This is a genomic window from Pseudonocardia sp. ZF1 (genome assembly GCF_056835605.1).
Window position 1 is genome coordinate 2,211,666 of sequence record NZ_JAJNBY010000001.1, and the last position, 22,219, is coordinate 2,233,884.

The 22,219-nt window shown below is 74.0% G+C and carries 17 protein-coding genes; 14 read left to right on the forward strand and 3 right to left on the reverse strand.

Translation table 11 applies throughout. The annotated features are described in order from the left end of the window. Positions 1–75 precede the first annotated feature (75 nt). Positions 76–3,261 carry an isoleucine--tRNA ligase gene (gene ileS / locus ZF1_RS10910; protein WP_357438021.1) on the forward strand — a complete coding sequence of 1,062 codons (3,186 nt, stop codon included), beginning with the start codon at positions 76–78 and terminating at the stop codon, positions 3,259–3,261. Positions 3,262–3,284: 23 nt separating this feature from the next. Here ileS and ZF1_RS10915 read toward each other — a convergent pair whose 3' ends face one another. Beyond that, positions 3,285–3,869: a hypothetical protein gene (locus ZF1_RS10915; protein ID WP_357438024.1), complete on the reverse strand. Its 585-nt coding sequence runs from the start codon at positions 3,867–3,869 to the stop codon at positions 3,285–3,287. A gap of 99 nt (positions 3,870–3,968) precedes the next feature. Between ZF1_RS10915 and ZF1_RS10920 the strand changes: the two genes are divergently transcribed. The 5 genes from ZF1_RS10920 to ZF1_RS10940 are packed head-to-tail and all read left to right on the forward strand — an operon-like array spanning position 3,969 to position 8,525. Then, the gene (locus ZF1_RS10920; RefSeq protein ID WP_482637184.1) at positions 3,969–4,778 is read left to right on the forward strand and encodes a methyltransferase domain-containing protein; all 810 of its coding nucleotides are present in this window, start codon (positions 3,969–3,971) and stop codon (positions 4,776–4,778) included. A 13-nt stretch (positions 4,779–4,791) separates the two neighbouring features. Then, on the forward strand, positions 4,792–6,285 hold the full coding sequence (locus tag ZF1_RS10925; RefSeq protein ID WP_405417951.1) for a potassium/proton antiporter: 1,494 nt from the start codon (positions 4,792–4,794) through the stop codon (positions 6,283–6,285). A 43-nt stretch (positions 6,286–6,328) separates the two neighbouring features. After that, positions 6,329–6,877: a signal peptidase II gene (gene lspA / locus ZF1_RS10930; protein WP_357438027.1), complete on the forward strand. Its 549-nt coding sequence runs from the start codon at positions 6,329–6,331 to the stop codon at positions 6,875–6,877. Between the two features lie 10 nt (positions 6,878–6,887). After that, a complete protein-coding gene (locus ZF1_RS10935; protein WP_062404557.1) occupies positions 6,888–7,799 on the forward strand; it encodes an RluA family pseudouridine synthase in 912 nt (303 codons plus the stop codon). Positions 7,800–7,802: 3 nt separating this feature from the next. Then, positions 7,803–8,525 carry a hypothetical protein gene (locus ZF1_RS10940; RefSeq protein WP_482637185.1) on the forward strand — a complete coding sequence of 241 codons (723 nt, stop codon included), beginning with the start codon at positions 7,803–7,805 and terminating at the stop codon, positions 8,523–8,525. Positions 8,526–8,998: 473 nt separating this feature from the next. On the opposite strand, the gene ZF1_RS10945 is transcribed toward ZF1_RS10940, so the two are convergent. Further along, a complete protein-coding gene (locus ZF1_RS10945; protein WP_405417947.1) occupies positions 8,999–9,625 on the reverse strand; it encodes an HAD-IA family hydrolase in 627 nt (208 codons plus the stop codon). 344 nt (positions 9,626–9,969) lie between these two features. Between ZF1_RS10945 and dnaE the strand changes: the two genes are divergently transcribed. Beyond that, complete coding sequence (gene dnaE, locus ZF1_RS10950; RefSeq protein WP_346108998.1) at positions 9,970–13,518, forward strand: DNA polymerase III subunit alpha; 3,549 nt, start codon at positions 9,970–9,972, stop codon at positions 13,516–13,518. Positions 13,519–13,662: 144 nt separating this feature from the next. On the opposite strand, the gene ZF1_RS10955 is transcribed toward dnaE, so the two are convergent. Further along, positions 13,663–14,610 carry a PaaX family transcriptional regulator gene (locus ZF1_RS10955; RefSeq protein WP_482637186.1) on the reverse strand — a complete coding sequence of 316 codons (948 nt, stop codon included), beginning with the start codon at positions 14,608–14,610 and terminating at the stop codon, positions 13,663–13,665. Between the two features lie 41 nt (positions 14,611–14,651). Between ZF1_RS10955 and ZF1_RS10960 the strand changes: the two genes are divergently transcribed. From ZF1_RS10960 to bsaP, 7 genes are all read left to right on the forward strand, one after another. Beyond that, a complete protein-coding gene (locus ZF1_RS10960) occupies positions 14,652–15,989 on the forward strand; it encodes an adenosylmethionine--8-amino-7-oxononanoate transaminase (RefSeq protein WP_224402893.1) in 1,338 nt (445 codons plus the stop codon). A 279-nt stretch (positions 15,990–16,268) separates the two neighbouring features. After that, positions 16,269–18,578, forward strand: a complete 2,310-nt coding sequence (locus ZF1_RS10965) for a SulP family inorganic anion transporter (protein ID WP_482637187.1) — start codon at positions 16,269–16,271, stop codon at positions 18,576–18,578. Between the two features lie 49 nt (positions 18,579–18,627). Next, complete coding sequence (locus ZF1_RS10970; protein ID WP_020623876.1) at positions 18,628–19,017, forward strand: thioredoxin family protein; 390 nt, start codon at positions 18,628–18,630, stop codon at positions 19,015–19,017. A gap of 75 nt (positions 19,018–19,092) precedes the next feature. Next, positions 19,093–20,274: an 8-amino-7-oxononanoate synthase gene (locus ZF1_RS10975; RefSeq protein ID WP_482637188.1), complete on the forward strand. Its 1,182-nt coding sequence runs from the start codon at positions 19,093–19,095 to the stop codon at positions 20,272–20,274. Next, on the forward strand, positions 20,271–20,975 hold the full coding sequence (gene bioD, locus ZF1_RS10980) for a dethiobiotin synthase (RefSeq protein WP_482637189.1): 705 nt from the start codon (positions 20,271–20,273) through the stop codon (positions 20,973–20,975). Before ZF1_RS10975 ends, bioD begins: the two co-directional genes overlap by 4 nt. Further along, positions 20,972–21,979, forward strand: coding sequence for a biotin synthase BioB (gene bioB / locus ZF1_RS10985; protein WP_405417938.1), 1,008 nt, complete (start codon positions 20,972–20,974; stop codon positions 21,977–21,979). The genes bioD and bioB overlap by 4 nt, the downstream gene beginning before the upstream one ends. Beyond that, positions 21,976–22,197, forward strand: a complete 222-nt coding sequence (gene bsaP / locus ZF1_RS10990) for a biotin synthase auxiliary protein BsaP (RefSeq protein WP_405417936.1) — start codon at positions 21,976–21,978, stop codon at positions 22,195–22,197. The genes bioB and bsaP overlap by 4 nt, the downstream gene beginning before the upstream one ends. Positions 22,198–22,219: the final 22 nt, after the last annotated feature.

Genomic DNA, 22,219 nt, shown 5'->3' on the forward strand with positions numbered 1-22,219 from the left:
TGGTACCGCGGCCCGGCTCTCCAGAGCCGTCGTCGTCCCCGTGCGAAGCGAGAGCACGCACGAGGAGCGACACACGTGAGCGGCTATCCCGACGTCCCGGCGCACCCGTCGTTCCCGACGCTCGAGCAGGACGTGCTCGCGTCGTGGGACACCGACGACACCTTCCGCGCCTCCGTCGACCGGCGCGCCGCCGGCGAGAACGGGGCCGACGAGTACGTCTTCTACGACGGTCCGCCCTTCGCCAACGGCCTCCCGCACTACGGTCACCTGCTGACCGGTTACGTCAAGGACGTCGTCCCGCGGTACCGCACCATGCGCGGCCACCGGGTCGAGCGCCGCTTCGGCTGGGACACCCACGGCCTGCCCGCCGAGGTCGAGACCGAGAACCAGCTCGGCATCAAGCACAAGTCCGAGATCGACGAGATGGGCGTCGCCGCGTTCAACGAGGCGTGCCGTACGTCCGTGCTGCGCTACACCGGCGAGTGGCGCGACTACGTGACCCGCCAGGCCCGCTGGGTCGACTTCGACAACGACTACAAGACCCTGGACCTGGACTACATGGAGTCCGTCCTCTGGGCGTTCAAGTCGCTGTGGGACAAGGGTCTCGTCTACTCCGGCTTCCGGGTGCTCTGGTACTGCTGGCGCTGCGAGACACCGCTCAGCGCCACCGAGACCAAGATGGACGACGTCTACACCGACCGGCAGGACCCGGCCGTCACCGTCGGGCTGCGCCTGTCGACGCCGGACCGCCCGGAGACCGACGGCGCCCTCGCCCTGGTCTGGACGACCACTCCGTGGACCCTGCCGTCGAACCTCGCCGTGGCCGTGCACCCCGACGTCGACTACGTGGTCGTGGAGGCGAACTCCGAGCGCTGGCTGCTCGCGGAGGCCCGGGTCGCCGCGTACGCCCGCGAGCTGGGGGAGGAGCCGCCGGTCCTGGCGCGGGTGACGGGGTCGGACCTGCTCGGCGCGAGCTACACCCCGCCGTTCGACTTCTTCACCGGCCGCGAGAACGCCCACCGCGTGCTCGCCGCGGACTACGTCACCACCGAGGACGGCACCGGGCTGGTCCACATCGCCCCCGCCTTCGGTGAGGAGGACAAGGAGGTCACCGACGCGGCCGGCATCGAGGTCGTCAACCCGGTCGACTCCCGCGGCGAGTTCACCACCGAGGTCCCGCCGTACGCCGGCATGCAGGTGTTCGACGCGAACCCGCAGGTCATCCGCGACCTCAAGGACGGCAACGCGCACGCGCAGGGCGTCCTGCTGCGCCACGAGACCTACGACCACCCGTACCCGCACTGCTGGCGCTGCGGCAACGCGTTGATCCAGCGCGCCGTCGACTCCTGGTTCGTGCGCGTCACCCAATTCCGGGACCGGATGGTCGAGCTCAATCAGGAGATCGACTGGACGCCCGCGCACGTGCGCGACGGCCAGTTCGGCAAGTGGCTGGAGGGCGCCCGCGACTGGGGCATCTCCCGCAACCGCTACTGGGGCAGCCCGATCCCGGTGTGGCAGTCCGACGACCCGCGCTACCCGCGCACCGACGTCTACGGCTCGCTCGACGAGATCGAGCGCGACTTCGGCGTGCGCCCGACCGACCTGCACCGGCCCTACGTCGACCAGCTGACCCGGCCCAACCCGGACGACCCGACCGGGCGCTCGACCATGCGCCGGGTGCCGGAGGTGCTCGACTGCTGGTTCGAGTCCGGCTCGATGCCGTTCGCGCAGGTCCACTACCCGTTCGAGAACCGCGACTGGTTCGAGCACCACTACCCGGGCGACTTCATCGTCGAGTACAACGGCCAGACCCGCGGCTGGTTCTACACGCTGCACGTGCTGGCCACCGCCCTGTTCGACCGGCCCGCGTTCCGCAACTGCGTCGCGCACGGCATCGTCCTGGGCGACGACGGCGCGAAGATGTCCAAGTCGCGCAAGAACTATCCCGACGTCAACGAGGTATTCGACCGCGACGGCAGCGACGCCATGCGGTGGTTCCTCATGGCGAGCCCGATCCTGCGCGGCGGCAACCTCGTCGTCACCGAGCAGGGCATCCGCGAGGGCGTCCGCCAGGCGATCCTGCCGCTGTGGAACACCTGGTACTTCCTGTCGCTCTACGCCGGCGGGGAGCGCGGCACGTTCCGCACCGACAGCCCGCACGTCCTCGACCGGTACGTGCTGGCCAAGACCGCCGACCTCGTCGACGGCGTCACCGCGGCGATGGACGCCTACGACATCGCCGGGGCCTGCGACCGCATCCGCGACCACGCCGAGACCCTCACCAACTGGTACGTCCGGCGGTCCCGGGAGCGGTTCTGGTCCGGGGACGCGGCCGTGCGGCAGGACGCCGTCGACACCCTGCACACCGTGCTGGAGGTGACCTGCCGGGTCGCGGCGCCGCTGCTGCCGCTGACCACCGAGGCCATCTGGCGCGGTCTCACGGGGGAGCGGTCGGTGCACCTCACCGACTGGCCCGCCGGGTCCGACCCGTCGGTCTCGCAGCGCGAGGCCGGAGCCGGGCTGCCGCACGACGCCGGTCTCGTCGCCGAGATGGACCGGATCCGGCAGGTCGCGAGCGCGGCGCTGTCGCTGCGCAAGTCCGCGAAGGTGCGGGTGCGCCAGCCGCTGCCCGCGCTGACCGTCGCCGCGAGCGACGCCACGGCGCTGGAGGACTTCACCGGGCTGCTCGCCGACGAGGTCAACGTCCGCTCGGTCGAGCTGACCGACGACGTCGCCACGCACGGCCGGTTCGAGATCGCCGTCAACGCCCGGGTCGCCGGACCGCGCCTGGGCAAGGACGTCCAGACCTGCATCCGCGCGGTCAAGGCGGGGGAATGGTCCCAGGAGGGCGACACCGTCGTGGCCGCGGGGATCGCGCTGCAGCCGGGCGAGTTCACCGAGAAGCTCGTCGCCGCCGACCCGGAGCGGACCCAGGCCCTTCCCGGGAACGCGGGGCTCGTCGTCCTCGACACCACGGTGACGCCGGAGCTGGCCGCGGAGGGCACCGCCCGCGACGTCGTGCGCGTCGTGCAGCAGGCCCGCCGTGACGCGGGTCTGGACGTGTCCGACCGGATCGCGCTGACCCTCGACGGGCCGGACGCGGTGCTCGACGCCGTCCGGACCCACGAGGCGTTCGTCGCCGGGGAGGTGCTGGCGACCTCGGTCGCCTACGGCGCCGCCGGGGACGGCGGGTCGAGCGGGCAGGTCGTCGGCCCCGACGGCGCGTCGGTCACGCTGTCGGCCGCGGTCGCCCGGGCCTGACCGGTACCGGCGCCGACCACCGCTCAGGGGCGGGGTGCCACCGTGAGACGGACGCGGTGGTCGGCGCCGGAGACCGGGGTGACCTCGACGGTCGCCGGGACCCCGTCGACCCGGCACGCGACCGTCGCGCCCTCGGGCACCGGCGGGCAGCGCGGGGACAGGAGCACCGCGTCGTGGCCCGCGGCGCGCAGCGGGTCGCGCACGGCGAACATCAGGACCCCGGCCAGCGTGTCGGTCCCGGTCGGGCCGGGGCCGAGGCCGGGGACGACCACGTCCAGCTCCGCGACGCCGTCGGCGGACACCGGGAAGTCCCAGCGGGTCCGCACGACCTCCTGCGGGGTGGACCCGCGGGCGCCCTCCACCCGCGTCCCGTCGACGCGCACGGTGCCCCAGCCGTGGCGGTCCTCGTCGTCGTGCATCCGGCAGCCGAGGACCGGGTCGTCGCCGTCCAGGACCGGGCAGTCGGCGGTGCCGCCGGAGTGCTCCCGGCCCGTCGCCGCCTCGACCAGCAGCGCCGCGCCCTCGGCCGGCGACGGCAGCGGTTCGCGCTGCGACCACAGCACCAGCGCGGTCGGGAGACCACGACGACGACGGTGAGCGGCAGCCACCACCGGGGCGGGCGGGGTCGATCGGGCACGGGGACGGCCTGCCTGGCCGACCGGGACCGGCCGGAACTCCGCAGAACCACCGGGCCCTATCCTCACCCCATGGGTGACGCGGCGGAACGGTGGCGGGAACGCCAGCTCGGCCGCGGGATCCCCGACCACGTCCTCCGGTACGCCCCCGCCGACCCGTGGACCCACGACCCCGCCGACTTCACCCCGCCCGCGGAGCCGGCCGACACGCCGTCGCACCGGGCGGCGCGGGCGATCGCCGAGCGTGCCGCCGCGTGGACCTGCGCCGGGGCGTCGGTGCTCGACGTCGGCTGCGGGGGCGGGGACGCCGCGTTCGGCGCGGCGTGGCCCGAGCCGTCGCCGGTGGCGCGGGTGGTCGGCGTCGACCGGCAGGCCGACATGCTGGCGGTGTTCGCCGCGGCGGCCCGCGCCCGGGACCTGCCCCACGGCACCGTGCACGGCAGCTGGCCCGACGCGGCCGGGGACGCCGGACGGCACGACGTCGTCGTCTGCCACCACGTCCTGCACAACGTCGTCGACCTGCCCCCGTTCCTCGCCGCGTTGACCGGCGCCGTCCGCACCCGCGGCGGGATCGGCGGCGTCGTGGTCGAGATGCTGACCGAGCACCCGCTGGCCTGGCTGGACCCGCTGTGGGAGCGCTTCCACGACGTGGTCCGGCCGCCGTCGGCGACCCACGACGACGCCGTCGCGGTGCTGCGCGAGGAGCAGGGCGTCGACCCGGAGGTGCTGACCTGGACCCGTGCGGCCCGCCTGCCGCACGACGCCGCCTGGGTCACCCGCCGGCTCTGCCTGCCCGCCGACCGCGTCGAGGCGGTCGCCGCCGCGCTGGTGGACCTCCCGCCGCGGCGCACCGACGCCGTCACCCTGACCTGGTCGCCCTGAGCAGGGGGCCCCGGTGAGTCTGGAACTGCTGCTCGGCATCTCCGCGGGGGTGCTGCTGCTCGGCGTGCTCGCGGTGCGCGTCTCGGTGCGGCTCGGCCTGCCGTCGCTGCTGCTCTACCTGGGCATCGGCGTGCTGCTCGGCGAGTCCGTGCTGGGCATCCGGTTCGACGACACCGGCCTCACCGAGTCCCTCGGCCTCACCGCGCTCGTGCTGATCCTCACCGAGGGCGGGCTCACCACCCGCTGGTCGGCGGTGCGGCCCGCGCTCGGGCTCGGGCTGCTGCTGTCGACGCTGTCGGTGCTGGTGTCGATCGCCGTCGCGGGCGGGCTGCTGCACCTGCTGCTCGACCTGGAGTGGCGCACCGCGCTGCTGTGGGGCGCGGTGCTGTCCTCCACCGACGCCGCAGCGGTGTTCTCCGTGCTGCGCGGGGTCGCCGTCCCGCAACGGCTCGCCGGGACCCTGGAGCTCGAGTCCGGGATGAACGACGCGCCGGTGGTGATCGCCGTCGTCGTCCTGGCCGGGACCGAGGCCATCAGCTGGACGACGCCGCTGCTGGTCGTCTATGAGCTCGTCGCGGGCGCCGTCGTCGGTGTGCTGCTCGGGCTGGGCGCGGCCTGGGCGCTGCGCCGCGCCGCGCTGCCCTCGACCGGCCTGTACCCGCTCGCGGCGATCGCGTCCTGCCTGCTGGCCTTCGCCGCCGGGCAGGGTGTGCACGCCTCGGGGTTGCTCGCCACCTACTGCGCCGCGCTGGTGCTGGGCAACTCCCGACTGCCGCACCGCAGCGGTGTCGTCTCCTTCGCCGAGGGCACCGGGTGGATCGCCCAGATCGGGCTGTTCGTGCTGCTCGGCCTGTACGCGGTGCCCGAGCGGCTGCCCGCCGCCGTGGTGCCCGCGCTGATCTGCGCGGCGGTCGTCCTGCTCGCCGCGCGGCCGCTGTCGGTGGCCGCCGCCGCACTGCCGTTCCGGGTGCCCTGGCGCGAACAGGCGTTCCTGTCCTGGGCGGGGCTGCGCGGAGCCGTGCCGATCGTGCTCGCCCTCGTCGCGGTCACCGAGGGCGGCGGCCAGAACCAACGCCTGGTCGACGTCGTGTTCGTGCTGGTCGTGCTGCTCACCCTGGTCCAGGGCACCAGCCTGCCCTGGGTGGCGCGGCTGCTCGGGGTGGTCTCGCGCACCGACACCCGCGGCGTCGAGGTCGACGCCGCCCCGCTCGACGAGGTCGACGCCGAGCTCCTGCAGGTGAAGGTGCCCCCCGGGTCCCGGCTGCACGGCGTCTACCTGCGCGAGCTGCGGCTGCCCCGCGGGGCCACGGTCAGCCTGGTCGTACGCGACGCCGAGGCGTTCTCCCCGGGCGGGGACACCCGGCTGCGCGAGGGGGACCAGTTCCTCGTCGTCAGTACCCGGGACAACCGGGAGGACACCGAACAGCGGATCCGCGACGTCGACCGCGGCGGCAAGCTGGTCCGCTGGCACGAGGGCCGGGGCCGGCCGAGCGGGCGGGCGGGCTGACCGGCCGGTCGGCGGTGTCGGGGCGACCCGCATAATCACGGGTGTGAGTGCCGACCCCCCACCCCCCACCGCGCCGATCGACCCCGCCGTACGACGGCGCGGTGTGGCGCTGCTGGCGGGCATCGCCGCGGTGTGGCTGGCGCTCGACCTCGTCACCAAGGTCGCCGCCGTCGCCACGCTGGAGGGGCAGCGGCCGGTCACCGTGATCGACGGGTTCTTCTACCTCACGCTGCTGCGCAACCCGGGCGCCGCCTGGTCCATGGCCACCGGCTACACCTGGGTGCTGACGATCGTCGCCGTGGTGGTCGTCGGCGTGATCATCCGGATCGCGCGGCGGCTCGCCTCGACCGGCTGGGCGATCGGCCTCGGCCTGGTCCTCGGCGGCGCGCTGGGCAACCTGGTCGACCGGTTCTTCCGCGCACCCGGACCGATGCGCGGGCACGTCGTGGACATGCTGGCCTTCTTCTCCCCGGACGGGAGCGTCTTCCCCGTGTTCAACATCGCCGACACCGGCATCGTGTGCGGCGGCATCCTGCTGGTGCTGATGGCCGTGCGCGGCATCGAGATCGACGGGAGCCGCGAACGTGGGTGAGGTACGCAGCATGCCGGTGCCCGACGGGCTGGACGGCATGCGGATCGACGCCGGGCTGTCCCGGCTGCTGGGCCTGTCCCGGACCGTCGTCGCGACCCTGGCCGAGTCCGGCCGGATCTCGGTCGACGGCCGCGAGGCCGGCAAGTCCGACCGGCTGCCCGGCGGGTCCTGGCTGGAGGTCGAGCTGCCCGACGCGCCGGCGCCCGCGGTCATCGAGGGCCCGGCGGAGGTCGTCGCGGGCCTGACGGTGCTGCACTCCGACGACGACATCGTCGTCGTCGACAAGCCGGTCGGGGTGGCCGCGCACGCCTCCCCGGGCTGGACCGGTCCGACCGTGACCGGCGGGCTCGCCGCGCTCGGGTTCCGGCTGTCCACCTCCGGCGCCGCCGAGCGGCAGGGCATCGTGCACCGGCTCGACGTCGGCACCACCGGGGTGATGGTCGTCGCCACCTCCGAGCACGCCTACACCGAGCTCAAGCGGGCCTTCAAGGAACGCACCGTCGACAAGCGCTACCACGCCGTCGTGCAGGGGCACCCGGACCCGTCGTCGGGCACGATCGACGCCCCGATCGACCGGCACCCGCGCCACGACTACCGGTTCGCGGTGATGCAGAGCGGCAAGCCCAGCGTCACCCACTACGACACCATCGAGGCGTTCCGCTCGGCGAGCCTGCTCGACGTGCACCTGGAGACCGGGCGCACCCACCAGATCCGGGTGCACTTCTCCGCACTGCGCCACCCCTGCGTCGGCGACATCACCTACGGCGCCGACCCGACGCTGGCCAAGCGGGTCGGGCTGTCCCGGCAGTGGCTGCACGCCCGCACGCTCGGGTTCGCCCACCCCGCCGACGGGCGGCACGTCGAGTTCACCAGCCCCTACCCGGCCGACCTCGACGCGGCGCTGGACGTCCTGCGGGACTGACGCGTGACCGGTCTGAGCACCCGGGCCCTGGCGTGGATCGCCGCGGCGATGGCGGTGGTGTTCCTCGGTGCGCTCTGGGCCGCCGGGTCCGGTCCGCCGGCCGGGCCCCCGGCGGCGACGGGGTCGGTGCGGCTGGGCCCCGACCCCGGCCAGGACGTCGCCGGCTACCTCGCCGGGCTGCCCGCGACACTGCCTGCACCGGGGGTGTCCGTGCCTGCGCTCGTGCAGTTCACCCGCCCGCTGGCCCCGTCCGACGCCGCGGCCGCGGGCTCCGGCACGACGACCACGACCGCGGTGTTCCGGGTGCCGTTCGACCGGGTGCAGACCGCGCTGCGGTTCGAGCCGGTCACCGGCACCGGGGACCCGGCGGCCGCGCTCGGCGTCGCCCGGGAGCGGGCCGCCCACGCCGCCGAGGCCGACGCCGACCGCGCCGTCCGCGACGGTGGGGGAGCGGCCACCCCGGAGGCCCGCGCGGCACTGACCCGGCGGGCCGCCGTGGCCGCGGCCGAGCGACGCGCGCTCGCCGACCCGGGCTGCGCCTGCGTGGTCGGGCTGGTCGTGACCGCCGACCGGGCCGGGCTCGAGGCGCTCGCCGCGCGCCCGGGCGTGCGCGGCGTGCAGGCCGCGCCGGCCGGGACCGGCGCACCGGAGCTCGCACTGTCGCCGCTGCTGCCCGAGCAGACCACCACCGCGAGCCCGCCGCCCGACGACGGCCCCGTCCCCTGAGCCGCGCGCGTCCCCGAGCCGCGTTCCCGGCCCTCGTCAGACCCGGCCCTCGTCAGGTCCCGGCCCTCGTCCGACCCGGGCCCCGGCCGGCCGCGGGCCTCGTCCGGCCTCGCGGTCTCCGGCCGGCCCCCGGCCTCCGGGCGGCCCCCGGGCTTCCGCCCGCCCGTGCCCGGCCCCGTCCGGCCGCGCGGCCCTGGTCGCCCCGGCTGCCCGCCCATGATCAGCACGAGTGAGCCGATCGGTGCCGGATGTGGCACCGATCGCTGCACGGACGTCGATCACGTTATCGCGGCTCCGGTCCCCGCCCGGCAGCCCGGCCATGATCGCCGTGATGGAGGTGATCGGTGCCGGACGTGGCACCGATCGCTGCACGCGTGCCGATCATGAGCCCGACGGGGCCCGAGGTCGGCGGACCCCCTGACCGCAGTGCACGACGGTGCACGACCGTCGCTGCCGCTGGTCCCGGGGACCGGTCAGCCCAGCACCCCGCGCTCACGCAGCACCCGCACGGCCCGGGCGGCGCCCTCCCAGCGGTGGGCGTCCCAGCCGTGCGCGGACGCGGCACGGACGTTGTCGACGCGGTCGTCGAAGAACAGCACCTGCTCCGGTGTGGTGCCGAACTCGACGTCGGCGCGCCGGAAGATGTCCTGCGACGGTTTCGCGGCGCCCACGTCGGCGGAGAACAGCAACCGGTCGAACGGGCTGCTCCAGGCCGCGGCGCGCACCGCGGAGGCCAGCCCGCGCGGTGCGTTGGACAGCACGGCGAGGCGCACCCGGGCCCGCGCGAGGTCGGCGATCAGCATCGACGACGACGGCGGCAGCGTCGACCAGAACGTGACGTCCACCCGCTCGGCGGCGTCGATCCGGGCGCGCTCGGGTGCCAGGCCCAGGTCGGCGCAGACGGCGGTCCAGTAGCGGTCCGGCGGGTCGCCCAGGTCGTGTCGGGCGCGGTGGCGCCAGTACGCCTCGCGCAGCACGGGTTCGGGTACGGCGAACACTCCGGCCAGCCGGCGCTCCAGGCCCGCGGACGGCACCAGCACCTCACCGAGGTCGAACACCACGGTGCCGGGCGGCGTCGTCGGCTCGGGGGCGGTGGGCATCGTGGCCCGACCCTAACCCGCCGCCGGACCGTCCGCGACACGCCGTCGTCCGGGGTGGACAGGGGGTGAGCAGGCCCGACACGCGGAGCCCGATCGTGCCCGGCCGCCGTCGCCGGAACCGTCGGACCCCACCGTTACGCTGGGGCCCTCACCGATCCGGTCGGTCCGGACCCGCAGGGTCCACCGGCTCCGGCGAGCGGGCCCCGCCAGGTCCGCGCACCGGCGCCGATGCCCCTGCCCGTCCGCGCCGCCGGCCCGGTGTCGGCACGTCCGCCCCGACGGGCGTGCGCACCAGCGGAGGTCCGCGCCGTCCCAGCGGCGCGGGAGAGGAGCGCGGGACACACATGGGAAGTGCCGGATCCGGGAGTCGCTCCTTCGTCCATCTGCACACGCACACCGAGTTCTCGATGCTGGACGGTGCCGCCCGGCTCGACGACCTGTTCTCCGAGGCCGCCAAGCACGAGATGCCGGCCATCGCGATGACCGACCACGGCAACGTCTACGGCGCCTTCGAGTTCTGGCGCAAGGCGAAGGCGCACGACGTCAAGCCGATCATCGGCATGGAGGGCTACCTCGCGCCCGGGTCGCGGCACGAGCGCAAGCGCACCGCGCTGGGCAACGGCAGCGAGAACAACCCCGACCTCATGTACACCCACATGACGCTGCTCGCGGAGAACACGGAGGGGATGCACAACCTCTTCCGGCTCTCCTCGCTGGCCAGCCTCGAGGGCTACTACTACAAGCCGCGTATGGACCGCGAGCTGCTGGAGAAGTACGGCAAGGGCCTGATCGCGACGACGGGCTGCCCGTCCGGCGAGGTCGCGCGCCTGCTCCAGCAGCACGACTTCGACGCCGCCTGCCAGGCCGCGAGCGACTACCGCGACATCTTCGGGAAGGACAACTTCTTCCTGGAGCTGATGGACCACGGCATCGAGATCGAGAAGCGGGTCCAGGAGGACCTGTTCCGGCTCAAGGACAAGCTCGACCTGCCCGGCCTCGCGACGAACGACCTGCACTACACCTACCCGGACGACACCAAGGCGCACGAGGTGCTCCTGTGCGTCCAGACCGGCAAGACCCTCGCGGACCCGAACCGGTTCAAGTTCGACGCGCAGGACTTCTACCTCAAGTCCGCCGCCGAGATGCGCCAGCTCTGGGACCCGATCCACCCCGAGGCCTGCGACAACACGCTGCTCGTCGCCGAGCGCTGCAACATCGACTTCACCACCGGCCAGGACCTCCAGCCCAAGGCACCCGTCCCCGAGGGGGAGACCGAGGAGTCCTGGCTGATCAAGGAGGTCGAGCGGGGACTGCACATGCGGTTCCCCGACGGCGTCACCGAGAAGTACCGGCAGCAGGCCAACTACGAGGTCGGCGTCATCATCAAGATGGGCTACCCCGGCTACTTCCTGGTGACCGCGGACCTCATCCAGCACGCCAAGTCCGTCGGCATCCGCTGCGGCCCCGGCCGTGGCTCGGCGGCGGGCTCGCTGGTCGCCTACGTCCTGGGCATCACCGACCTCGACCCGATCCGGCACAAGCTGATCTTCGAGCGGTTCCTCAACCCCGACCGCGTCTCGATGCCCGACATCGACATGGACTTCGACGAGCGCCGGCGCGGCGAGATGATCCGCTACGTCACCGAGAAGTACGGCGAGGACCGGATCGCGCAGATCATCACCTACTCCACGATCAAGGCGAAGGCCGCGATCAAGGACTCGGCGCGGGTGCTCTACGGCCAGCCCGGCTACTCCGTCGCCGACCGCATCTCCAAGGCCATGCCGCCCGCGGTGATGGGCAAGGACATCCCGCTGTCGGGCATCTTCGACCCGTCGCACAAGCGGTACTCCGAGGCGACCGAGGTCCGCGCCCTCTACGAGGCGGACCCGCAGGTCAAGGAGATCATCGACACCGCGCGGGGCCTCGAGGGACTGAAGCGGCAGTGGGGTGTGCACGCCGCGGGCGTGATCATGTCCTCGACGCCGTTGATCGACGTGATCCCGATCCAGCGCCGCGAGTCCGACGGCGCGATCATCACGCAGTTCGACATGGGCGTCTGCGAGACCATCGGCCTGCTGAAGATGGACTTCCTGGGGCTGCGCAACCTCACCATCCTCGACGACGCCCTGGAGAACATCGAGCTCAACGGCAAGCCCGCCGTCGACCTGGACAAGGTCGAGCTCGACGACCGGAAGACCTACGAGCTGCTCTCCCGCGGCGACACCCTCGGCGTGTTCCAGCTCGACGGCGGCCCGATGCGGGACCTGCTCCGCCGCATGGCGCCCAGCGAGTTCGAGCACATCTCCGCGGTCGGCGCGCTGTACCGCCCGGGCCCGATGGGTGCGAACGCGCACAACGACTACGCCGACCGCAAGAACGGCCGGCAGGAGATCACGCCGATCCACCCGGAGCTGGCCGAGCCGCTCAAGGACGTCCTCGGTGAGACCTTCGGCCTGATCGTGTACCAGGAACAGGTCATGTCCATCGCGCAGGTGCTGGCGGGCTACACGCTCGGCCAGGCGGACCTGCTCCGCCGCGCGATGGGCAAGAAGAAGAAGGAGATCCTGGACAAGGAGTACGCCGGCTTCGCCCAGGGCATGAAGGACAACGGCTACTCCGCGGCCGCGGTCAAGACGCTCTGGGACATCCTGCTCCCGTTCTCCGACTACGCCTTCAACCGCGCCCACTCCGCCGCCTACGGCGTGGTGTCGTACTGGACGGCCTACCTCAAGGCGAACTACCCGGCCGAGTACATGGCCGGCGTGCTCACCTCGGTGCGCGACGACAAGGACAAGGCCGCGGTCTACCTGGCGGAGTGCCGCCGGATGGGCATCACGGTCCTCCCGCCCGACGTCAACGACTCGGTGCGCAACTTCGCCCCGGTCGGCGACGACATCCGCTTCGGCCTCGGCGGCATCCGCAACGTCGGGCACAACGTCGTCGACGCGATCGTCGCCGCGCGGCGGGAGAAGGGGAACTTCGTCGACTTCTCCGACTTCCTGCGCAAGGTCGACGCGGTCGTCTGCAACAAGAAGGTCGTCGAGTCGCTGATCAAGGCGGGCGCGTTCGACTCGCTCGGCCACTCCCGCAAGGGCCTGCTGCTCGTGCACGCCGACGCCATCGACGCGGTGATGAGCACCAAGAAGGCCGCCTCGATGGGCCAGTTCGACCTGTTCGGCTCGCTGGACGGGCCGGGCGAGGGCGACGACGGCGGTCTCGGTGGCATCTTCGACGTGAAGGTGCCCGACGAGGAGTGGGACACCAAGCACAAGCTCGCCGTCGAGCGGGAGATGCTCGGCCTCTACGTGTCCGGGCACCCGTTGCAGGGCCTCGAGCAGGCGCTCGCCGCGAAGTCCGACACCTCGATCGCCGACATCGTCGAGGGCTCGGTCGCCGAGGGTGCGCAGGTCACGGTCGGCGGCATCCTCGCCAACGTCAACCGCCGGGTGAACAAGAACGGCGAGCCGTGGGCGTCGGCGCAGATCGAGGACCTCGCCGGCGGCATCGAGGTGCTGTTCTTCCCGCGGGCGTACCAGGTGGTCGGCGTCGACGTCGCCGAGGACGCGATCGTGCTGGTCAAGGCGCGGGTCAACAAGCGCGACGACCGCGTCTCGCTGATCGCGAACGACCTCGCGGTGCCCGAGCTGGCCACCGGCGAGGCCGGGCTGCCGATCCGGGTCAGCCTGCGCACCGACCAGTGCACCCCCGAGCGCGTCGCGAAGCTCAAGGAGGTGCTGACCCACCACCCCGGTACCTCCGAGGTGCACCTGACCCTGGTCTACGGCACCAAGATGACCGCCTTGCGGCTGGACGACTCGCTCAAGGTCATGCACACCTCGGCGCTGATGGGGGACCTGAAGGCCCTGCTCGGCCCCGGCTGCCTCGGCGGCTGACCGCCCACACCCCTCCCCGGGCGTCCACACCCGTGCCACGGGTGCGGACACCGGGCCACGGGTGTGGGTGCGGCGCCGACCGGTCCGTGCCGCCGGCGCGCGACGGGCGGCCCGGGTGCGGCGGGGTGTCGCGGTGGGCAGGGCTCAGGCCCGGCGGGCCAGGTCGGCCCAGGCGGCGCGGGCGGGGGCGTTCCAGCGCTCGTGCAGCGTGGTGAACAGCTCCGCCGCGCGGGACCCGGCCCACTGCTCGGGCAGCAGCTCGGCGGGCAGCTCGGGGTCCAGGAACGGGAACCGTCGCCAGGCGTGGACCAGGCGGACCTGGCGGGCCAGGACGTCGCCGTCGCCGTCGCCGCCGTCGTCGGTGGCGGGCCCGGCGGCGCCCGGGGCCGAGGTGGCGGCGGCCGCGCAGGACGCGGCGGAGACCGCGTCGAGGTGGGGGCCGAACTCGTCGAGGAACTCCGAGTAGGCCCGTTCCACGACGTCGAGGTCCCAGGCCTGGGCCACGATGTCGTCGGCGCGGCCGATGCCGCCGTAGTGCCCGACGAAGGAGTACCCGGACCCGGCGAGGTCGAGCTCGTCGAGCACCGCCGCGACGCGGGCCTCCTTGCCGGGGTCGGGGCTGACCCACACCCCGGGGGCGGGGGAGCCCAGCCCGGCCCAGGCCAGCCGGGTGCGCAGCCGGTGGCGCAGGCGTCGGCGCGACTCCGGGACCGAGGCGAGCAGGACCAGCCAGCGGCCGTCCCAGCCGGTCGTCGGACGGCCGAAGCCGTAGATGCGGGCGGCGCCGTCGGACAGCAGCTCCGACCCGGCGGGGGTGAGCGACCAGCGGACCCGGCGGCCGTCGCGGTCGGAGGTCAGCAGGCCCTCGCCCGCGGTGCGGGCCAGCGCCTGGCGGGCCGACTTGGCCTCCACCCCGAGCGCGCCCAGCACGTCGAGCAGGGCCCGGGTCCAGACCGGTTCCCCGGCCGGGAGGACGAACTCGCCCAGCACGGTGAGCAGCAACGATCGTGCGGAGGTCTGCCCGAGCTCGCGACGGCGCAGGGCCGACCCGTCGGGCCCCTCCGGCTCGTACACGGAGTCGGGCGTGGCCATGGTCGGGCCAGCGTAGAGGGTCGGCACTAGCGTGGGCGTCCGTGACCACCGCAGGCCCCGGGCGTGTCCCGGACCCGACCCTCTCCGGATCCCCGCTCGACACGGGGGCACTGCTCGCCACCGACCGGGACCACGTCTGGCACCCCTACGCGCCGATGCCGGCGACCCGGGCGCCGATCGTCGTGGAGTCCGCGCAGGGGGTGCGGCTGAGGCTGCCCGACGGCCGTGAGCTCGTCGACGGGATGTCGTCGTGGTGGTCGGCCATCCACGGCTACCGCCACCCGCGGCTCGACGCGGCGGTGCGCGACCAGCTCGGCCGGATGAGCCACGTGATGTTCGGCGGTCTGACCCACGGCCCGGCCGTCGACCTGGCCCGGCTGCTCGTGGACGTCAGCCCGGAGGGGCTGGAGCACGTGTTCCTGGCCGACTCCGGATCGGTGTCGGTCGAGGTCGCCATCAAGATGTGCCTGCAGTACTGGCGGTCCCGCGGCCGCCCCGGCAAGCACCGGCTGATGACGTGGCGGCGCGGCTACCACGGCGACACCTTCGGCGCGATGAGCGTCTGCGACCCCGACGGCGGCATGCACTCGCTCTGGTCCGACGTCCTCCCGCAGCAGGTGTTCGCCGACGCCCCGCCCGAGGACTTCACCCACGACTACGTCGCCCACCTCGCCGAGCTCGTCGAGACCCACGCCGACGAGCTGGCCGCGGTGGTCGTCGAGCCGGTGGTGCAGGGCGCCGGGGGGATGCGCTTCCACGACCCCCGCTACCTGCACGTGCTGCGCGAGCTGTGCCACGCCCACGACGTGCTGCTCGTGTTCGACGAGATCGCCACCGGCTTCGGCCGCACCGGCGAGCTGTTCGCCGCCGACCACGCCGCCGTCGCCCCGGACGTGATGTGCGTCGGCAAGGCGCTGACCGGCGGCTACCTGACGATGGCCGCGACCCTGTGCAGCACCCGGGTGGCCCGCGGCATCACCGACGGCGAGGCCGGGGTGCTCATGCACGGGCCGACGTTCATGGGCAACCCGCTCGCCGCCGCCGTCGCCCACGCCTCGGTGTCGCTGCTGCTCGAACGCGACTGGCGGCGCGAGGTGAAGGACGTCGCCGCCGGGCTGCGCGCCGGGCTGGCCCCCGCCCGGTCGCTGCCGGGCGTGCGGGAGGTCCGGATCCTGGGCGCGATCGGTGTCGTCGAGATGGCCGAGGAGGTCGACGTCGCCGCCGCGACCGCCGCCGCGGTGCTCGCCGGGGTCTGGCTACGGCCCTTCCGCAACCTCGTCTACGCGATGCCACCGTTCGTCAGCACCCGCGACGACGTGGCGCTGATCACCGCCGGGATGCGGGCCGCAGCCCTTGCCGGGCAGCGGGATCAGCGCTGAGTTCGTGATCCGGACCACCGATCCGGTGGACTTCGGTGTGTTCCACCTCACGTTACGCAGAGGTGTACGGCGCTGACCGGGCGTTTCGTCGTGGACGTCCGAAACGATGAGAAGCGTTCTCATCATGATCCGTTTCCGTGGTCGGGGTGAAACGGTGTCGGCCGGTCGCATTCGTCCGGTCGGCCGCACCCGCTCCGCCGGTCGCGCATCGCGCGACCCGCCCCTGTCGACCGCACCGTCGCGGTCCGGCGCCCCCCACGGACCGATACGGAGGATCCGGTGCCCACGCACAGTCACTCCAGCACCACCAGCCCCACGAGTAACTCCGAACACCGCGTGCAGGACCACGAGCACGCCCCGGCCGAGTCCGGCCGCGGTGAGCACTCGCCGCCGGGCGGCTCCTGGTTCGGCCGCACGTTCCCGCACGCCCGGGCGGACTTCTCCGCCTCGATCGTCGTGTTCCTCGTGGCGGTGCCCCTGTCGCTGGGCATCGCCGTCGCCTCCGGCGCCCCGATCCTGGCCGGCCTCATCGCCGCCGTCGTCGGTGCCGTCGTCGCCGGTCTGCTCGGCGGCTCCAAGCTCCAGGTCTCCGGCCCCGCCGCCGGTCTGACCGTCATCGTCGCCGAGCTGGTCAACACCTTCGGCTGGCAGGTCACCACGCTGATCACCGCGGGCGCCGGTGTCCTGCAGATCGTCTTCGGGCTGACCCGGCTGTCCCGGTTCGCCCAGGCCATCCCGCCCGCCGTCGTGCACGGCATGCTCGCGGGCATCGGCGCCACCATCGCCCTCGGCCAGCTGAACGTCGTGTTCGGTGGTCAGGCGCAGACCGGTGGCGTCAACTCGATCGCCGCGCTGCCCGGCGCGATCGCGAACCTGTCCTGGCCCGCGCTGCTCCTCGGCGGCATCGTCATCGCGATCATGCTGACCTGGAACCGGCTGCCCGCGAAGGTGACCGTCGTCCCGGCCGCGCTGGTCGCGATCGTCACGGCCACCGTCGTCTCCCTCGCCTTCGCCGACGTCGTCCGGGTGCAGCTGGGGGGCTCGCTCCTGGACGCGCTGTCGCTGCCCGCGCTGCCGGAGTCGAACTGGGGCGGCGTGCTGTTCGGCATGCTGACCATCGCGCTGATCGCGAGCGTCGAGTCGCTGCTGTCCGCCGTCGCGGTGGAGCGCATGAGGCCCGGGACCCGCACCGACACCGACCGCGAGCTGCTCGGCCAGGGTGCGGCCAACACCGTCTCCGGCATGATCGGCGGCCTGCCCATCACCGGCGTGATCGTCCGGTCCGCCGCGAACGTCAAGGCCGGTGCCGAGACCCGCGCGTCGGCGGTGCTGCACGGCGTCTGGATCGCGTTGTTCGCGATCGTGCTGATCGGCGTCATCGAGCTCATCCCGATGGCCGCGCTGGCCGGTCTGCTGGTCATGATGGGTGTCGGGCTGGTCAAGCCGGCCGAGATCCGCACCGCGCGGCAGCACGGTGAGCTGGTCATCTACGCCGCCACCCTGCTCGGCGTCGTGTTCCTGAACCTGCTCGAGGGCGTCGTCCTCGGGCTGGTCCTGGCCGGGCTGATGCTGCTCTGGCGCGCCGTCCGGTCCCGCCCGCACCTGGAGCAGGCCGACGACGGCAGCTGCGAGCTCGTCGTCGAGGGCTCGCTGAGCTTCCTGGCCGTGCCGCGGCTGTCCCGCGAGCTGAACTCCGTCCCGCGCGGCTGCGACGTCACCGTCCGGCTGGTCACCGACTACCTCGACCACGCCGCCTACGACCACCTGCTCGCCTGGAAGGCCCGCCACGAGGGCACCGGCGCCACCGTGACCGTGATCGAGCCCGAGCAGGCCCGCCGCGCCACCGCGCCCGGCGCCGGCTTCCTGACCTGGGGCGAGTGGCAGGGCAGGGAGACCGAGGGGCGTGCGTCGGGGACGCTGATGGCGGGCGTCGCCGCGTACCACGACAACACCTCCGAGGCGATCCTCCCGACCATGACCGGGCTCGCCGACGGGCAGTCCCCGTCCGCGATGATGATCACCTGCGCGGACTCCCGGGTGCTGCCGCACGTCATCACCCACAGCGGCCCGGGCGACGTGTTCACCGTGCAGAACGTCGGCAACCTCGTCGTCGGGCCCGGCACCGCGGCCGCCGTCGAGTTCGCGACCGGCACCCTCGACGTCCCGATCGTCGCCGTCTGCGGCCACTCCGGCTGCGGCGCGATGCAGGGGCTGCTCGCCGGCGGCGCGAGCGGGGACTCCGCGCTCGGCCAGTGGCTGCGCGAGGCGCGGCCGGTGCTGCGCGCCTACGAGAACGGTCACCCGGTCGCCGTCGCCGCCGCGCGGGACGGATTCGGCGAGGCCGACCAGCTGGCGATGGTGAACGTCGCGATGCAGCTGGAGATGCTGCGGGCGCAGGACTCCGGCGCCGAGGTGCTGGGCCTGTTCTACGACATCCGCAGCGCCCGTGTGCTCGTCCTCGACGAGGCCGCGGGCCGGTTCGTCGAGCCCCGCGCCGACCTCGGCGCCGGGGGCTCGGACCTCGACCGGATCGCCGCCGGACACGGGCACGGGGCCACCGCCGCCGCCCGCCGGCTGCTGAAGGTCTGAGCCCGCGCATCCGGGAACAATCCGCACCCACGACGTCGTTGGGGACCGTATGGCCACCGTGGAACTGACCACCGACAACTTCGACGACGTCGTGGGTGCGCCCGGGACGACCGTGCTCATCGACTTCTGGGCGTCCTGGTGCGGGCCGTGCACCCAGTTCGCCCCCGTCTACGACGCCGCCTCCGAGAAGCACCAGGACGTGACCTTCGGCAAGGTCGACACCGAGGCCCAGCAGGCGCTGGCCGGCGCGTTCGGGATCTCCTCGATCCCGACCGTGATGGCCGTCCGCGACGGCGTGGTGCTCTACTCCGAGCCGGGCGCGCTGCCCGCCGAGGCCCTCGAGGACCTCATCGGTCAGGTGAAGGCGGTCGACATGGACGAGGTCCGTGCCGCCGTCGCCGAGCAGGAGAAGCAGCAGGGCGAGGCGCCGCAGGCCTGACCCGGCGTCCGCACGACCCCCGGAGCCCCGCACACCCCAGGGTGGGCGGGGCTCCGTCGTGCCTAGGGTGTGGGCGTGACCGGCCCCGACCCGACGCCGCCCGGACCCCGCCCGCTGGCCTGGCTCGACACCCACGCCCGCGCCCGAACCGAGGCCGGTCTGCGCCGCAGGCTGTCCCCGCGTCCGGCCGGTCCCGCGGGCGGGCCCGCGCTCGACCTCGCCGGCAACGACTACCTCGGGCTCTCGACCGACCCGCGGGTCGTCGCCGGGGCGACCGCGGCGCTGCGCACCTGGGGCGCGGGCGCCACCGGGTCACGGCTGGTCACCGGCTCGACCGCGCTGCACGCCGAGCTGGAGGCCGAGCTCGCCGCGTTCTGCGGCCACGACGACGCCCTGGTGTTCTCCTCCGGCTACACCGCCAACCTCGGGGTGGTCACCGCGCTCACCGGACCCGGCGCGCTGATCGTGTCCGACGCCGCCGCGCACGCCTCCCTGGTCGACGCCTGCCGGCTCTCCCGGGCCCGGGTGGTCGTCGTGCCGCACGCCGACGTCGACGCCGTCGACGCCGCGCTGGCCGCCCGCACCGAGACCCGCGCGCTCGTCGTCACCGACTCGGTCGGCTCCGCCGACGGCGACCTCGCCCCGCTCGCCGCGCTGCACCGGGTCTGCCGGGCCCGCGGCGCGGTGCTGCTCGCCGACGAGGCCCACGGGCTCGGCGTACGCGGTCCGGGCGGGCGCGGCCTGCTCGCCGAGACCGGGCTGGCCGGGGCGGACGACGTCGTCGCCACCGTGACCCTGTCCAAGGCGCTCGGCAGCCAGGGCGGTGCGGTGCTCGGCCCGGCCGCGGTCACCGCGCACCTGGTCGACTCCGCGCGCCCGTTCATCTTCGACACCGGCCTCGCCCCCGCCGCGACGGGCGCGGCGCTGGCCGCGCTGCGGGTGCTCGCCTCCGAGCCCGAGCGGGCCGCGGACGTGCTGCGGGTCGCCGGTGCGCTCGCCGCCGCCTGCGACGCGGCGGTGCCGGTGTCCGCGGTCGTCCCGGTGGTGCTGGGCGAGCCCGGCCCCGCGGTCGCCGCGGCCGCCGCCTGCCTGCGGCGCGGTCTGCGGGTGGGCTGCTTCCGGCCGCCGTCGGTCCCGCCGGGCACCTCCCGGCTCCGGCTCACCGCCCGTGCCGGGCTGACCGGGGCGCAGCTGTCGTTCGCGACCGGCGTGCTCGCCGAGGTGCTCGCCGACGCCCGGACGGGGGCCCGGGCGTGACCGGGCGGTTCGTGGTCGTCACCGGCACCGGCACCGGGGTCGGCAAGACCGTCGCCACCGCCGCGCTGGCCGCCGTCGCGGTCGCGGCGGGGGAGCGGGTGGCGGTGCTCAAGCCCGCCCAGACCGGGGTCGGCCCGGACGACCCCGGCGACGTCGACGAGGTCGCCCGCCTCGTCCCCGAGGTCACCACCCGGGAGCTGGCCCGCTACCCCGACCCGCTGGCCCCGGCGACCGCGGCCCGGCGCTGCGGGGCGCGCCCGGTGACCCCGGAGCAGGCCGCGGCGACCGCGCGGACGCTGGCCGACCACCACGACCTCGTCCTCGTCGAAGGTGCGGGTGGGCTGCTGGTCCGGTTCACCGACGAGGGCGGCACCCTCGCCGACGTCGCCCGGCTGCTCGGCGCACCGGTCGTGGTGGTCGCGGCGGCCGGGCTCGGCACGCTCAACCACACCGCGCTCACCGTCGAGGCGCTCCGGGTGCGCGGCCTGACCTGCGCGGGGATCGTGATCGGATCCTGGCCGGCGGAGCCGGACCTGGCCGAGCGCTGCAACCTCCAGGACCTGCCGATGATCACCCGGGTGCTGGTCCGGGGCCTGCTGCCCGAGGGCCTCGGACGGGTGACGCCGGACCGTTTCGCCGCGGTGGCCCGGGACACACTGGGTCCGATCCAGCCGGGTGACTGGCAGGATCCACGGGCATGACGACCGCCCGGACCGACGTCCTCACCGTCGCGCGCGACCAGGTCCTCGACCAGGGTCGCGGCCTCACCGTCACCCAGGTGCGCGAGGTGCTCGACCTGCCCGACGACCGTCTCGACGACCTGCTCGAGCTGGCCCACGAGGTGCGGATGCGCTGGTGCGGGCCGGACGTCGAGGTCGAGGGGATCATCTCGCTCAAGACCGGCGGATGCCCGGAGGACTGTCACTTCTGCTCCCAGTCGGGCCTGTTCGCGTCGCCGGTGCGCTCGGCCTGGCTGGACATCCCGATGCTCGTCGAGGCCGCCAAACAGACCGCGAAGACCGGGGCCACCGAGTTCTGCATCGTCGCCGCCGTCCGCGGGCCCGACGAGCGGCTCATGTCCCAGGTCGCCGCCGGCATCGCGGCGATCCGGGACGAGGTCGACATCAACATCGCCTGCTCGCTGGGGATGCTCACGGCCGAGCAGGTCGGCGAGCTCGCCGCGATGGGCGTGCACCGCTACAACCACAACCTCGAGACCGCCCGCAGCCACTTCCCGAACGTGGTCACCACCCACACCTGGGAGGAGCGCTGGGGCACCCTGCGCATGGTCCGTGAGGCCGGCATGGAGGTGTGCTGCGGCGGCATCGTCGGGATGGGGGAGACCCTGGACCAGCGCGCCGAGTTCGCCGGGCAGCTCGCCGAGCTGGAGCCCGACGAGGTGCCGCTGAACTTCCTCAACCCGCGCCCGGGCACCCCGTTCGGGGACCTGGAGCCGATGTCCGGGCCGGACGCGCTGCGCACCGTCGCCGCGTTCCGCCTGGCGCTGCCGCGCACGATCCTGCGCTTCGCCGGTGGCCGCGAGATCACCCTCGGCGACCTGGGCGCCCGCAAGGGCCTGCTCGGCGGGATCAACGCGGTGATCGTCGGGAACTACCTGACGACGCTGGGGCGTCCCGCCGAGTCCGACATCGACCTGCTCGGCGAGCTGGAGATGCCGATCAAGGCCCTCAACGAGACGCTGTGACGGCGCCGGTGGGCACGCCGACCCGCGAGGACGGGGGCCGGTACTGCGACCAGTGCGGGTCGCCGGACTCCGCGGCCGGGCACGACCGGTGCGCGGCGCGGCGCGAGCTGGAGCCGCCGCGGTTCTGCCCGGACTGCGCACGGCGGATGGTGGTGCAGGTCCACCCGGTCGGCTGGACGGCCCGGTGCAGCCGGCACGGCGAGCGCACCTCGCCCTGACCCGCCGCCGCGCGCGGCCCCC

Coding starts and splice junctions, on each gene's coding strand:
- ZF1_RS10920 (WP_482637184.1), top strand. CDS start 3,969: ATGGGTGACGCGGCGGAACGGTGGCGGGAACGCCAGCTCGGCCGCGGG.
- ZF1_RS10935 (WP_062404557.1), top strand. CDS start 6,888: ATGCCGGTGCCCGACGGGCTGGACGGCATGCGGATCGACGCCGGGCTG.
- ZF1_RS10945 (WP_405417947.1), bottom strand. CDS start 9,625: ATGCCCACCGCCCCCGAGCCGACGACGCCGCCCGGCACCGTGGTGTTC.
- dnaE (WP_346108998.1), top strand. CDS start 9,970: ATGGGAAGTGCCGGATCCGGGAGTCGCTCCTTCGTCCATCTGCACACG.
- ZF1_RS10955 (WP_482637186.1), bottom strand. CDS start 14,610: ATGGCCACGCCCGACTCCGTGTACGAGCCGGAGGGGCCCGACGGGTCG.
- ZF1_RS10970 (WP_020623876.1), top strand. CDS start 18,628: ATGGCCACCGTGGAACTGACCACCGACAACTTCGACGACGTCGTGGGT.
- bioB (WP_405417938.1), top strand. CDS start 20,972: ATGACGACCGCCCGGACCGACGTCCTCACCGTCGCGCGCGACCAGGTC.